General features: G+C 53.6%; 13 protein-coding genes. 2 read left to right on the top strand and 11 right to left on the bottom strand.

From position 1 onward, the window contains the following. Position 1 precedes the first annotated feature (1 nt). The 5 genes from AC0YNX_RS04795 to AC0YNX_RS04775 all read right to left on the bottom strand — a co-directional run bounded on the left by AC0YNX_RS04795 (position 2) and on the right by AC0YNX_RS04775 (position 5,904). Complete coding sequence (locus AC0YNX_RS04795; RefSeq protein WP_475814488.1) at positions 2–883, bottom strand: carbohydrate ABC transporter permease; 882 nt, start codon at positions 881–883, stop codon at positions 2–4. Further along, positions 876–2,369, bottom strand: a complete 1,494-nt coding sequence (locus AC0YNX_RS04790; protein ID WP_475814487.1) for an ABC transporter substrate-binding protein — start codon at positions 2,367–2,369, stop codon at positions 876–878. Before AC0YNX_RS04790 ends, AC0YNX_RS04795 begins: the two co-directional genes overlap by 8 nt. Before the next feature lie 214 nt (positions 2,370–2,583). After that, positions 2,584–3,741: a hypothetical protein gene (locus AC0YNX_RS04785; RefSeq protein WP_475814486.1), complete on the bottom strand. Its 1,158-nt coding sequence runs from the start codon at positions 3,739–3,741 to the stop codon at positions 2,584–2,586. Continuing rightward, positions 3,738–5,201: an ATP-binding protein gene (locus tag AC0YNX_RS04780; RefSeq protein ID WP_475814485.1), complete on the bottom strand. Its 1,464-nt coding sequence runs from the start codon at positions 5,199–5,201 to the stop codon at positions 3,738–3,740. The genes AC0YNX_RS04785 and AC0YNX_RS04780 overlap by 4 nt, the downstream gene beginning before the upstream one ends. A 4-nt stretch (positions 5,202–5,205) precedes the next feature. Further along, entirely contained in the window at positions 5,206–5,904 is a 699-nt protein-coding gene (locus AC0YNX_RS04775; protein ID WP_475814484.1) for a response regulator transcription factor, read from the bottom strand. A 261-nt stretch (positions 5,905–6,165) separates the two neighbouring features. Between AC0YNX_RS04775 and AC0YNX_RS04770 the strand changes: the two genes are divergently transcribed. Both AC0YNX_RS04770 and AC0YNX_RS04765 read left to right on the top strand, forming a co-directional pair. Further along, entirely contained in the window at positions 6,166–7,146 is a 981-nt protein-coding gene (locus tag AC0YNX_RS04770) for an aldo/keto reductase (protein WP_475814483.1), read from the top strand. 624 nt (positions 7,147–7,770) lie between these two features. Further along, positions 7,771–8,937, top strand: a complete 1,167-nt coding sequence (locus AC0YNX_RS04765) for an acyl-CoA dehydrogenase family protein (RefSeq protein ID WP_475814482.1) — start codon at positions 7,771–7,773, stop codon at positions 8,935–8,937. Here the strand turns inward: AC0YNX_RS04765 and AC0YNX_RS04760 are convergent. The 6 genes from AC0YNX_RS04760 to AC0YNX_RS04735 form a co-directional block, all read right to left on the bottom strand. Beyond that, on the bottom strand, positions 8,934–9,644 hold the full coding sequence (locus AC0YNX_RS04760; RefSeq protein WP_475814481.1) for a PIG-L family deacetylase: 711 nt from the start codon (positions 9,642–9,644) through the stop codon (positions 8,934–8,936). The genes AC0YNX_RS04765 and AC0YNX_RS04760 overlap by 4 nt on opposite strands. Further along, on the bottom strand, positions 9,641–9,952 hold the full coding sequence (locus tag AC0YNX_RS04755; RefSeq protein ID WP_475814480.1) for a DUF1806 family protein: 312 nt from the start codon (positions 9,950–9,952) through the stop codon (positions 9,641–9,643). The genes AC0YNX_RS04760 and AC0YNX_RS04755 overlap by 4 nt, the downstream gene beginning before the upstream one ends. A 751-nt stretch (positions 9,953–10,703) precedes the next feature. Then, positions 10,704–11,264, bottom strand: a complete 561-nt coding sequence (locus AC0YNX_RS04750) for a hypothetical protein (protein WP_475814479.1) — start codon at positions 11,262–11,264, stop codon at positions 10,704–10,706. A gap of 36 nt (positions 11,265–11,300) precedes the next feature. After that, positions 11,301–12,599, bottom strand: coding sequence for a glycoside hydrolase family 5 protein (locus AC0YNX_RS04745; protein ID WP_475814478.1), 1,299 nt, complete (start codon positions 12,597–12,599; stop codon positions 11,301–11,303). A 24-nt stretch (positions 12,600–12,623) separates the two neighbouring features. After that, complete coding sequence (locus tag AC0YNX_RS04740) at positions 12,624–13,160, bottom strand: GNAT family N-acetyltransferase (RefSeq protein WP_475814477.1); 537 nt, start codon at positions 13,158–13,160, stop codon at positions 12,624–12,626. Positions 13,161–13,212: 52 nt separating this feature from the next. After that, entirely contained in the window at positions 13,213–14,127 is a 915-nt protein-coding gene (locus tag AC0YNX_RS04735) for a phytanoyl-CoA dioxygenase family protein (protein WP_475814476.1), read from the bottom strand. Positions 14,128–14,154 lie beyond the last annotated feature (27 nt).

The following is a 14,154-nucleotide window of genomic DNA, read 5'->3' as shown; positions in this document are numbered from 1 at the left end:
TCTACTCCGTATTGTCTCTGAACCGGCGCTCGATGCGGAGCAAGCCCATCGCCAGCAAGATGGTGCTGCCGACCATTAATGCCGCCGCAGCCGTCAGCTTCTGCACGTCGAGCGCGAAGAACATGTTGTTCATGTAATGCTGCATCATGTACAGCCGGTCGTACGGGTAGTCGCCCGCCAGCAAGTACGTTTCCCGGAACACTTTGAAGGAGTTGACAATCGAGAGGAGCAGAACGAAGAACATTGTCGGCGTCAAATATACGATTGTAATCGATCGAAATTGTCTTAATCGTCCCGCGCCTTCGATAGACGCGGTCTCATAATAATCCTTCGGGATGGACTGCAAGCCTGCGAGAAACAAGACCATGTTGTAGCCGAGATTCTTCCAGACGAACATGGCGACGATGATGCTCATCGACCCATTCGATTGCAGCCAATCGACCCTCTCCATTCCAAAGCGATGCAGCCACTCGTTCAACGTCCCGTTCCAGTCGGAGAAAATTTGCCACACCATAACAACCGATGCGACCGGTACGACGAGAGGCAGCATAATCGACGACCGAAGCCATCCGCGCGCATAGAGCGGCCGATTGAGCAGAAGTGCGAGCGTCAGCGATAACGCGATAAGCAGAGGAACGCCGATGCCCGTGAAGAGCATCGTGTTCTCTGCAGCCTTGCGGAAGGACGCGCTTCCCAGCAGTTCGGCGTAATTGCGGAAACCCACGAATTGTCCGCCTAGCGCGCCATCGGTGAACGATTCATAGAACCCAAGCAGGAATGGGATGACATAGAACAGCCCGAAGCCGGCCGCGCTCGGCAGCAGAAACCAGAGCGCCTGGAATCCATCCTTGCGCAGCCGAGCAAGCACGGCGTTCCTACTCATTGAGATATGTCGTCACTTTGTTCTGAATGAGATTCGCGACATCCTCCGCGGACTTCTGACCTGCGTAGTAAGCTTTGGCCTCCGCGATGACGATCTCCCATACCTTGTCGGAGCTGGAATCCTTGACCGAATGGACGGCTCCGTTAACGTAACCGTTAAGTCCATCAAGCATAGCGGTATCCACCTGCACAGCCTTCCCCTGAAGCGGACCTTCGGGGTACGACTTGAATGATCCCTCCGCTTTCAGTGCTTGAATCTGTTTGGCATAGGCAGCTTTGTTGATCGGAAACCCGGTCGCGTTCGAAGGGGATTGCACTTCTTCCGATGTTAGGAATTTGACGAAGTCCCACGCCTCCGGCTTTACCTTGGAATTTGCTCCGATGGCAATATTCCGGTACGTCTTGAAGTAGCCACCCGCCTCAGTGTCCTGCGCATGGGGCTTCGCATACAGCTTCATCTGATTACCCAGCTCCTTGTGGGTCAGCTTCACGCCGAGCGCGATGCCTTGCATCGATTCCAGGTAATCCTTCGGCGAATTGATTTGTACGCTTTGGAAATACGCATTCACGCCTCGGCCCATTTTGGAAACTACGCCGTCGTCGAACAATGTCTTGACCTGCTTCATCAGTCCGGTGAATGATGCCGAGTCAAACTGCGCCTTATGCTCTGCGGTGTTCATAAACAAACCGTAATTATCACTCACCATCTCGCCCAGCAAGTATTCGGGGCTGAAATACGACAACGCGGAAGGCAGCGGTCCCTTCGCCGACATCTCCTTCGCAGTCTTCGCGAAATCACTCCATGACCATGCTAGATCGTCGAATTTCGCGCCGGTCTTGGCTATAGCGTCCGCGTCTCCCGCAAAGCCCATCAGGAAGAAGGTAAGCGGCATCTCGTACAGTGAGTCTCCCACCTTGACGTTGTCGAGAATATTGCTGAAGTAATCCTCCTTGCGAAAGCCCGAATCCTGCGTCATCAGTGGATTCAGATCCGCCAGCAGATGATGGTTAATGAAATTGTCCACAGGCAGCAAATCCAACTCAAGCAAGTCTGGTCCTTTGCCCGCAAGCATCGCTGTGTTCGTCGCCGTCACGTATTTCTCAATATCGGCTTCCAGCGTAGCATCAGAGTAGTCGACGCGTTTCAGCTTGATTTCAACATTAGGGTGCAGCGCTTCATACTTCTTCTTCGCGTCCTCAAACTTGTCGTCTTGCCAGAAAGTCGAGAAGACGATCGTTTTCTTGCCGCCGCCCGATCCCGATCCAATGGGACCAGCGGTAGATCCGATTGGATTACCGGCAGCGGCGTCACTCCCGTTCGCATCGTTCGCTACTCCCTTTCCGCCTTTCCCGCTGTTTATGTTCGCATCCCCGCTCGGAGCATTGTCGGCAGTGGGGCTTCCGTTCGTTGCAGCTCCGTTGCTGCAGGCCGTTAAAGAAACAGCAAGCAAACAGCTTGTTATCAGACTCGCCATGATTTTGTTCATAATCTAGTCTCCTTTTCCTTCGCGTTCATGTTCGACGCGATTTCGCCCGGCATAGCGGGCTCATCCACAGAATAACGGAGAGATGTCACCGAAACGTCGATCACTTGTAAACAAAATGTCTCCGAATTTCAAACAAAAACGGCAGGCCGGACGATAATCTCGTCCAACCTGCCGCAGCAAACACTTGAAGGAGTCCGTCAGATCTGGACCCGCTTTACTTGGAAAACTGAATAATGAACGGCGAGAGCACCGCAGCCGGATTCGGCGCGGTCGCTGGCGCGACTTGCGCAGCTGCACGAGAATCTGCTTTGCTTCCATCAACCAGCAGCGCGTTGCCGTCCGGGCTCCATTCCATCCGAGCCGGATAGACGCCCTGATATATCGCTTCCCGGTACAAGATGTTGTTGCCCTGCAGCTTCCCGGCGAAGATCGCATCCTTCTCGTTCAGCGCATAGGCGATCAGCTTACGGTCAGCTGATAGCCGGAAACTATCGACCTTCTCAAGCAGCACGGACAGCTCTCCACTCCGGCTGTCGTACTGAAACAAGGTGCCGTCCGAGCCTAGGAACGCGAATTGGCTCTCATTGACCCAAACGCTCTCGGCGCTGCCCGCAAGATGATCGTATTGAACGGCATACCCATCGCCGGTCCGCTTGGCGAACATGATCGTATTCCCGGCATCGACTAGCACGCCGCTGCCGTCATCTGATAGCGTAACCTTCACGATTTCGCTGAGTGTTTGAAGCCCCGTCAGTGGATACTGTTTGACTGTTCGGTCTTCTGCATCCCAAACGACGAGGCGCAGCTGCGTCCGATCCTCCCCCGAAACGATATACGAGACGAATCGGCTATTGCCCGACCAGCTCAAGGTTCTGGAACGGAGTTGCGATTGCTCGTTCAGGAACGAATCCATAGATTCCTTCTTCCCGTCTGCTAGCGCCAACAGCGTCAAATCGAAACCCGTCTTCCCCTTCGTGATGTATGCCATCTGTTTGCCGTCAGGTGATAGTGCGACCCAAGTGTCGGCCGGCACAACGTTCCCCATTGCCTTGAATTGTTGGTACGGCGGGGCAATCTGCTGTAGAGGAAGAAGCCCGGTGTTTATCGATTCTCGACTTACTGCATCCAAGGCGACAAGGTCCGCATTGTTCGACCAGCCCAGCAGCTGCATATCAGTCGCGGCTGACGCCGGTAAACGGTAGATCGCATTGACCCGGAATGACTGACCGGTATTCCCGGCGTTCATTTGATCCTCTACGGTACCAGGAATGATGATCGTCTCTGATCGCGGAGTGCTCATGCAACCGGAAGACAGGAGCAGGATGATCGCTGCCAAAGCGGTGAGCGGAAAGCTCCATTGCTTCTTCGTCATAGCACTACCTCCCTTCCAGCGGCAGGCAGCTCCACGCTCACGGTCGTGCGCTGCGCTGCGGAGTCGATGCGAATCGTCCCGCCATGATCATCCACGATCGCTTTCACAATACCGAGACCTAAGCCTACGCTGCCTTCTTCCTTGAACGCGCGATCCCCCGAATAGAAGGGCTCGAATGCGGCTTCCAATTGGTCGGGACGCAGCGTTTCGCTTGGATTGGAGAACTCGAAACGTACGAACCCCTCTGCATTGTCCGCTTTTGCCAATACAGTGATATCCGAACGCGGCGAACTGTACTTGATCGCATTGTCGAGCAGATTAATGAAGAGCTGCCGGAGCCTGTCTCCTTGACCAAGCAAGGCCAGCCGGTCCTCCACGTCAATGATAATGCGTTTATTATAGCGCTTCGCCCGAATGTCCATCGCTTCGCACACATCGCGCAGTATCGCGCCCGAATCAACGACTTCGAAAGTTTCCAGATTGGCTCTGCGCCGCGAGACTTCTAGTAGATTCAACACCATGCCGTGCAGCCGCCTGCTCTCATCCACGATATGGTTCATCCCTTTATCGAAGAATACGGGATCGTTCGCTCCGTTCTCCCGAATCATTTCGGCGTAGCCGAGGATGGACGTGAGCGGCGTCTTCAGCTCGTGCGTCACGTTGTCGAAGAACCGTTTCTCCTGTTGGTTCAGCTCCTTCAACCGGTCGCGGTCATGCTCGATCGTTTCGATTTGGCTACCGATTCGGCCGATCATCTCATTGAAGTTGGCTGCCAACCTGCCGATCTCGTCCTTACGACGTATGCTGCTACGAACGCCTAGATTCCCGCCGATGACTTCCGTGGACGTCCGCGTCAGCTTGACGAGCGGAATTGTAATATGCCGAGACAGCAAGTAGGAGAACAGGAACGCCGCCGCGAATATCGCCAACGCAACCTCGAAGACGACATTCAGAATGCGACCGCTCTGCTCGTACAGCGGGGAGAAGTCTTCGGCATAACGCAGAATGCCCACCTTCACGCCGTCGATGACGACCGGGTAGGAGAAATAGACAGAGCCAGCGTTGCCTTTGTATGTGATTGTGTACGCGGTTTTGCCGTTTAATGCCTGCAACAGATCGTCGGAGTCGCTGCCGGTGAACTTACCGTCGTCTGACGCATACAGCAGGATGCCGTCAACGGTGTACGCAGCTACTTCGCTCGAAGTGGCCCGATGCAGATCGCCCACCATCTCCTCGGCCATCTGCCCGAAGTACAGATTATTGTTCGTAAAATGGTTAATGAGAAAAGCCTGGCGGACATAGACATTGCCGTTGTTCTTCAGTCCAGTCAGATCAGAGGTGATGATCTTCTGGTTGCTTGTCCGAATGACCTCCTTCAAGGTCAGGTTCAGCACGAGGAAGGAAAGCGCGAAGATTAAAAAAAAGCCAATGACGAATTTGGCCCGAATCGTCCGGAACATAGAGTCAATCCGCCCTTTTCTCGCATTTGTAGCCGATCCCGAACACGGTCGTAATCCAATCTCCCGCATCAAGCTTCTTGCGAAGACGCTGGATATGCGTATCGACGGTCCGCGTGTCGCCGGGGAAATCGTAGCCCCAGATGAGATCCAGCAGTTCCGTACGCGAATAGATTTTGCCCCTGTTCCCGAGCAGCGTTAAGAGCAGGTCGAATTCCTTCGGTGTCAGATCGACGGGCTCGCCGTCCTTCGTGACCAGTCGCTCATCCGGCGAGACGGTGACTTGGCGCATATGCATGACCTTATCGCTGGCAGAGTCCGTCTCGTTCTGACCGGCTTGCGCGATCCGCCGTATAATCGTACGAATGCGGGCGATGACTTCGCGGAGGTCAAACGGTTTCGTAATATAGTCGTCCGCGCCGAATTCGAGGCCGAGGATTTTATCCGTAATATCGGAGCGTGCCGTAATCATGAGGATCGGCAAATTATAGTTAGCAGTCACCTTCTTGCATATCTCCAGTCCACTCTGATCCGGCAGCATCCAATCGAGCAGCAGCAGATTCGGACGAAACCGTTCCAGTTCCCGGAGGCCCTCCGCCCCGTTCGAAGCGATGCGCGTGAGAAAGCCTTCCCGCTCCAGGCCGTACGCCAGCAAGTCTGCGATCGCTTCCTCGTCTTCGATTATGAGTATTTTCGTTTTGTCCATGTTGGCTCCAATCTAATCTCTTGTAAGGCTCATAGTAGCACAGCTATCCGGCTGAATAAAATCAATAGGCATCCTGAAACTGTCTGGCTCTCGCCATATTCGAGGAACATCCCTACACCATCATAACGATTGAATGTAACGACGACGTCAACGAAATGTCAACAAAATGTCTCCAAAATTGTGATCCTATTGAAAAAGCGTTACGATAGAGTTAGCAGCAAGATTAGCAGAAAGTCGAATAACACTGAGGAGGATTCGAGAATGGATTACACACGCCTTGGCCAAACCGGCCTAGAGGTATCCAGACTATGTCTGGGCTGCATGAGCTATGGCTTACCGTCAAGAGGATCGCATACGTGGACGCTAGACGAGGAGCGGAGCCGTCCCTTTATCCGGAAGGCGCTTGATCTGGGCATCAATTTCTTCGATACCGCTAACGTTTACTCTGACGGCACGAGCGAGGAGATCGTCGGTCGCGCGCTGAAGGATTTTGCCCGGCGCGAGGACGTCGTCATCGCGACCAAGGTTCATGGTCGCATGCGACCTGGACCGAACGGTGCCGGCCTGTCTCGCAAAGCCATCATGAGCGAAGTCGACGACAGCCTGCGAAGACTCGGCACGGACTACATCGATCTCTATCAAATTCACCGCTGGGACCCAAACACGCCGATTGAAGAAACGATGGAAGCGCTGCACGACGTCGTCAAGTCCGGCAAAGCTCGCTATATCGGAGCTTCTTCCATGCACGCCTGGCAGTTTCTTAAAGCGCAGTTCACAGCGGAGAAGCACGGCTGGACCAAATTCGTCAGTATGCAGAATCACTTGAATCTGCTGTACCGCGAGGAAGAGCGGGAAATGCTGCCGCTCTGCCAGGATCTCGGCGTAGGCGTCATCCCGTGGAGCCCGCTTGCTCGCGGCCGCTTGACGCGTGGCTGGGATGAAAGCAGCGAACGATCGGAAACCGACGTATTCGGCAAGACGCTGTATACGTCCGCAATTGAGTCGGACCGCGCAATCGTCGAACGCGTAGGGAGCATCGCATCCGAGCGCGGCGTACCGCAAGCTCAAGTCGCGCTTGCCTGGCTGCTGAGAAAGTCCGCTGTCACGTCGCCAATCATCGGCGCGACGAAGGCAGGCCATTTGGACGATGCGACCGCGGCGCTGTCACTTGCGTTAACTTCGGGCGAAATTCAAGAGCTGGAAGAATTGTACCAGCCCCATCCCGTACTGGGCTTCCAGTAACACAGGAGCACTTAGTTCAATACCAAGAGGCGACCTCCGAATTTCCGGGGGTCGCCTTTTGGAGTAGAGAAACCCACTTTATTCAAAACGGTGGGTTTCTCTTTTTGAAAGGATGCTGTCCAGATTTCGGCAGCGTGGCGAAGCTGAGAGTGCGAAAATTGAACTCTCAGCAAAGAAATCGGTCAATTGCTGCTCTGAGAGTGCAAAATTCGAACTCTTAGACTGGGAAACTGCCGATATTAGCAGTATAGCGCGGCTGAGAGTGCGAAAATCGAACTCTCAGCAAAGAAATCGGTCAATTGCTGCTCTGAGAGTGCAAAATTCGAACTCTTAGACTGGGAAACTGCCGATATTGGCAGTGTGGTGAAGCTGAGAGTGCGAAAATCGAACTCTCAGCAAGGAAATCGGGCGATTGCTGCTCTGAGAGTTCGAAAATCGAATTCTCAGAATAACTAGGCTTTCTCGACATCCGAGGCGACCTCCGATATTTCGGGGGTCGCATTTTTCATGGCCGAATCTCGCAGAAAACCATCCTCACTCCTTGCGCTGCGCTATCATTCTCGCCTATCACTCGCCCTATTCTCCTTCCAATTGCTATAATACGAGAAGAAGGAGTGAGCTACGATGAACCGATTCATTGACAGCCCCATTCGGGGCGATGAAGAACGAGACCGAGCCGCGCTTGTCGAGCGGCTGGCAGCACGATTCGCGGAGCGAGCGCCTCAGCACGATCGCGATGGCTCGTTTCCGTTCGATAATTTTGCCGACCTGCGGGAGGCCGGATATCTCAAACTGACCGTTCCCCGGGCTTTCGGCGGCGACGAAATCTCGCTGTACGAGCTCGTCCTGCTGCAGGAACGGCTCGCTTACGGGGACGGATCGACCGCGCTTGCCGTCGGCTGGCATATCGGTCAGATCATGCATTTGCGTACGACCGGAAAGTGGCCAGCGGAGATGTTCGAAGCATTGTGCCGCTCCGTCGTGAAGGACGGCACGATGATCAACACATTCGCCAGCGAAGCAGCCTCCGGCAGCCCGAGTCGCGGCGGGCGTCCAGAGACGACTGCGGTTGCCGTGGACGGTGGCTGGCGAATCACGGGACGTAAGACGTTCAGCACGCTGTCTCCGATTCTCGAGCGGTTCGTCGTGTCCGCCTACATCCCGGACGAAGACTGTACGGCTGATTTTCTCGTTCAGCGATCGGAGCAGGTGTCGATCGTGGAGACATGGGACACGATCGGGATGCGCGCGACGGGCAGCCATGACGTAGTGCTGGGCGGCGCTTTCACTAGCGCTGGCAATCGGCTGATCGGCAAAGGCACCGATGACGGAGGTGGCTGGCTGCTGCATATTCCTGCCTGCTATATGGGCATCGCTTTCGCTGCGCGAGACTATGCGCTAGCATTCGCTCGCTCGTATAAGCCCAATTCCTTGGATAAGCCGATTGCTACCCTCCCTGCCGTTCAACAGACGATTGGTGAGATGGAGATCGAGCTTCGCACCGCCCGCACGCTGTTGTATGCGGCTGCGGACAGATGGGACAAGGAACCAGCGTTAAGGACCTCGATGAAGCCTGAGCTTGGTTTGGCGAAATATACGGTCACGAACAATGCTATTCGCATCGTTGATCTGGCGATGCGAATCGTCGGTGGCACCAGCCTATCGCGCGCGAATCCGCTGGAGCGCTATTACCGTGACGTCCGCGCCGGCTTGCATAACCCGCCGATGGACAGTTCGGTCATCCAGACGCTGGCCGCGACTGCGCTTGGAGAGGGATCACCTTCTGCTTAGGAGAACAAATTGTCATTCGTCCGCTGCGGCGCGCCCACGTTCCCTTTCATGAAATATTCGTACTTTCCAAGCCGCGACAGTGCTGCTTTATCGGATTGCCATACCCACTCGTCGATTTCGGTCTGACAGCGGTGAGCGCGGAACGCGGCGAGCTTGGCTGCGTTGTGCGCCTGGACGTCGACACGGATGACGTCCTTCTTGGTATATCCGTAACGCTCCGGACGCTCGAGCGCATCTCCGAACGTAATAAAGTACAGCGAACCTTTGTCCGCCGAGCGTTGGAAAGCGGCGGTCGCAGCTTTGCCGATCGCGCAATGGTCCGGATGTCCACCATACCGTTCATGGAATGTCAGAACGACGTCCGGCTCCACTTCGCGGATAAGCGCTTCAATTCGCCCGATCAATGATTCTTCGTCTTCGAATTCAACGGTTTTGTCGCGGATGCCGAAGAAGATCAGCCTGCTGATGCCTAAGCAGTCGCAAGCTTCCTGCAGTTCCTTCTCGCGGGCAGTGGCCATTGATTCACGATTGAGGTACGGCGGGTTACCCATTCGGCGGCCCATATCGCCCTTCGTCGCGCTTACTAGCGTGATCTCGACGCCTTCGGATGCGTATTTGGCCAGCGTGCCTCCGCAAATAAACGACTCGTCATCGGGATGGGCGAATACCGCCAGCAGCTTGCGTTTCGGCGCTTGTTCTTTGTTCATTCCGGAAACGGCTCCCTTCCTAGATGAAGCGCTACGTTCATACGCCCTCTGTCATCATAGCCTGCGAGCAGCAGACGGCCATACTCGTCCACCTCGAAATGCGTGAGTGCTTCCATCCGAAGCCATCCATGGCCATCGAAACGGAGCGCAGCGCGATATGAACTTTCCCCTGCTATAAAAGCATGAGTGATATGTGCCTTGAAATTGCGAACGAATACGAACGATGTCGCTTCGCTATGGATATAAGCCTCTGCCCCGACGAACTTCCGGAGCTCAGCCTCCGCTTCCATTCTGTTGATAGGGATCATAGCGCGAATCTCTTTTCTATAGGGGATTTGATTTCTAGCTTATTGTAGCATGAGAAGCATGCCTCGTTCGATTGCCTCTTCTCTCCCAAAATGTATGAATAAAAAAAATCCGCGAATTTCGCGGATATTAAGACTGTCGAGAAAATTCAACAGTCTGAGAAGAGTGCTGAATCTGATGTCTACGATCAGAGCAGCAATCTGCCGGTTTCCTTGCTGAGAGTTCGAATTGTGTTCCCTCAGGCACAGAATATCGGTTAGTTTGTTCAACTTCAGCGATGAGAGCACATATAGGTTCTCTCAGTTTCTCTTCGCAAGGTGTTGCGGAGCGGTTCACCCCGCTGGTGCCAACTGATCATACTCAATCTCACAGCACCTTTTAAAACCCACTGCTCGCGCTCACTCTCTGCTGAGAGAGGTATTTTTCTCTCTCAGCACCTGTTTTCGCTATTTCCGCTCACCGAGAGCGGGTATTTCCTCTCTCAGCACAGAAAATCAGAGCGCGGAGCGGGTTTCTCCTGCTGAGAGAGGTTTTTTCCGCATTCAGGCTCCAGTTTGCTTGTTTTCGCCTCGCAACAGAGGTTTTTCCCTCTCTCAGCAACTGTTTGCACTCTCAAAGCAGCAATCGCCGGTTCCCTTGCCTTTAGTTCGAATTTGTACGCTCAACTTCACCACGCTGCCGATGCCTGGGTTTCTCAACACGCTGATAATCCGCGCATTCGCGGATTTTACTACCTACGGTAAGAATCCTTATTCAACCCTTCGAACCGTTCGAACCATGCCATTCAACGATTCCCCATTTGCTGACAATCTCTCTGGCAATTTCGGATGGCGATTTATTTTCCGTGTCTACAACTATATTCTCCAATTTCTTCACGGCGAGTTCCTCAGCAAGCTGAGCTGAGCGCTTCAGATGCCAGTTCAGTGAATCGATAGCCTTTTCCCTGCCACGTATCCGAGCATGGTTGACATCAAGCGATGCAACGAGGCGAACGATGAATATATCGGCTCCAGGTACGGAACCTCGAATTCTGTCCAGATCCTCATTGCTTTCCATGACACTTGGAATAATCAGACACCTGGCACCAAACGAGCGATAGTTGTTCCAGACAGCTGCTAGATTGCTAAATCCTAGCTCCATGTTGAAAGGATCATCTTCGGGCGGAGGAAACCCGCGCCTCACATGATCAAGATCGACTACCGCATGCGGAAGAGCATAATCATATTCCAGAACTTCTGATATAGCATCTGCGGTGCTGGACTTTCCGATGCCAACTGGTCCAATGATATTAAGCACAGGAACTTGCGTGTTCAAAGCATCAACTCCCGATTGAATCTTATCTATTCCTTACTACTTCTTATGAGGAATAAGCGCTTCTAGCAATTCCTGCCGATACTGATTGGTTACCGGGTCATATACGCCAAAGCCCGAGCAGAACTCCCAATAAGCCCAGCTGAAGCCGCGCTTCTCCGCTTCCTCTCGAACAACGGTCGTCCAGCGCTCACGTGAAGGCATATCGGCTTTGCTGTACGCACCGAATTCGCCAAGATAGACCGGACGATTATTCTCTTTTGACCAACTGGCCACTTTATCAAAAGCTTCCGCTATCGCATGGGGACCTGCCGGATTCGTTTCAGCCGGATTCGTATTGTAATCGCGGAACCAATCGGCCACCCACTGCACCTGCTCGGCAGCAGCGATCGGCTCCACCTTCTGCGCTGGCGGACCTGGCCAAGTGACGCCTGTCGTTCCGATCTCGGGACCCGTCCACTCTGCCCCTTGGTGGGTGAATGGAAAAGGATCGTAGTAATGGAACGTAACGATGACATTGCGTTCGTTATCCGGAATGTCGAGCGACACAAGTTCAGCGTAATTGCTCCAGTTGACGGACCCGATTATGACCGAATGCCACTGATCCTCGCTCCTGATCGTATCAAGCGCTTTCTTCAGCAGTTTATTCCATTTGGACCAAGTCAGAGAACTGTTCGGTTCATTGAGCAGCTCATAATACACATTGCCGGGCAGCTCCTTGTACCGTGCCGAGATCTGCTTCCATAGCGCGAGAAAACGAGCCTCTTGGTCATTAGGATTCTGATAGATCTCTTCGTAATTGTGCATATCAAGAACGACGTTCAGCCCCTGCTTCAGCGCTTGGTCGATGACCCAATCAATCCGTTTGAGGAAATTGGCCTCAATCGCATAAGGTGCATTCGTGTCCGCATGCCCCGACCACTTGATCGGAACGCGGACAGATTCGAAGCCAGCATCCTTGATCGTCTTGAAGTAGCTTTCCTGTAAAATAACGCCCCATTCCCCTTCTGACGGGGCCTCTAACGCGTTGCCAAGATTGACGCCTCTCCCTAGCTGTTTCGCCTGCTTGAAGTCGTCAAGTGGCGCTGACTGCGAGTCGCGCTTCGGCAGCTTCGGGTCCGGCGCGGTCGCAGGCAAAGCAGAGGAATTCGTGCCTTGAGATGGCGCATCCTTCTCGGTATTCTTCTCGGTGTTCTTCTCCGAATTGCTAGCCGCCGAAGGGACATTCACTGCCTTGTTTAATTGCTCGTTATCTGGATTTTGCGTGTTATCCGTACATCCCGTTGCCAAAACAAACGCGAGCATGGAGACAACGAACGCATTACACCATCTTTTCAATGTCTCGGCCCCCTCGAAGAAAACTCATGCTAGATTTTTTTCGAAAATGAAGATCACTTCTCTAGGATTGTGTTTACGTCTAAGATCTTCCCTGCGCATAAGCCCGCTCTCATAGTCGTCTTCCCGGACTCTCTCAAGCTGCTCCATATTCGGACCAAACGCCACCAATTCGGTTGGCACGAATCCATTCTTCAAATAAAAGCCTTCGACTTTCGGATCGTCCGCCGAACCTACGCCAATCGTAGAATAGCTTTTTTTCTTCACCGCTGTTTCAAAGATTCGCAGCATGTTTGTTCCCAGTCCGACTCTAGCATAATTCTTGGTTTGATCCAGATTAACCGCGATCCCATTCAAATTATAGACTGACTCATTCTTCTTAGACGGGCTTCCATAACAAACGCCAACCACATCGCTGCCATCCACCATTACGAAATACAAGTCAGAATCACTCTTCACCCGCTGCACAAAATCCTCAAAGGATTCTCTGTCTAGATACTCACACTGAAAGGCATGCGCTTGTTCATAATCTCTTTCCTGGATTAACCGTATCTCTTTCTCCATTTGGCAAGCCTCCTTATCGACACCTCGATTTAGATCGTGATCTCGGCGTGTATTAACGATAGACGGAAGTACGGATGCTCCGCTCGAGCGGCGAGTAGCCATCGGCCTCTTCTCGCTGCAGCGATAGTCTCTCCTTCAGCGGCGACGTCCGGTTGCACATGAATCGGACATTACCGCTATGGTTCGGCGACGCGGCATGTACGAGGAAAGGATGGCATAGAATGACATCCCCTGCCTCTCCCGTCGTCTCTATGACCTGCAGCCGAGTGCCGTCTTCTTCGATATAGGCCTGATCCATGAAATAAGCGTTCCGCTCCTCCGGGCTCATCTGCTCACCGTCCCGCCCAGTCAACTTAGCAAAATAAGGGTGCTCGGCATGCAAAGCATGAATGCCTTCACCCAGCTCGACGCCTTCCGGATACTTGGTCAAGTGACGCGCGACCGTCTTATGCGAGCCTTCGACAACCAACGTGCCGCCTCCATGCGGCCCGATATCGGAGAAGAGACACAGGCAGAGCAGCCCTTGCTCCGGCGCATCGACATAATGCCGGAAATGAATGCCGTCCCAATGCCACCCGTTCGTCGGCACGAACCATGGCTCGCCCTTGCCGACGAAGAAGTTGACCGGCCACCAGCCCCAGCCTGGCAGCTTCTCGCCCTCCGTCTCACCGGCGACGAAGCGGCGGATCGTGCGATCCCTGCCTGTCAAATCCTCAATGGCATCGGCAAACTGCGCTGTATTACATAGATCGAAAGCAGCGTTGCGGTAATTTTCGCGGATGCTGATCATCGGCTCCTTCCACGTCGAGAGATCCTCGCGAACGACGCCTGCCTTCTCTTCCAGCTTGCCCCACAGGAACGACTGCGCCTCCAGAGCTGCTTCCCGCGAGAAGGCGCCTTTAATTTGCACATAACCTTTGTCGATGAACTGTTCGACTTGTACTTCCGTCAGCACTCGCAAACTCATGTTTCTATCAGCTCCTATGCTAGAATT

This window comes from Paenibacillus sp. J31R98, from assembly GCF_056269245.1.
The sequence above is the reverse complement of the archived record's forward strand: the minus strand, read 5'-3'. Positions and strand labels throughout refer to the sequence as shown.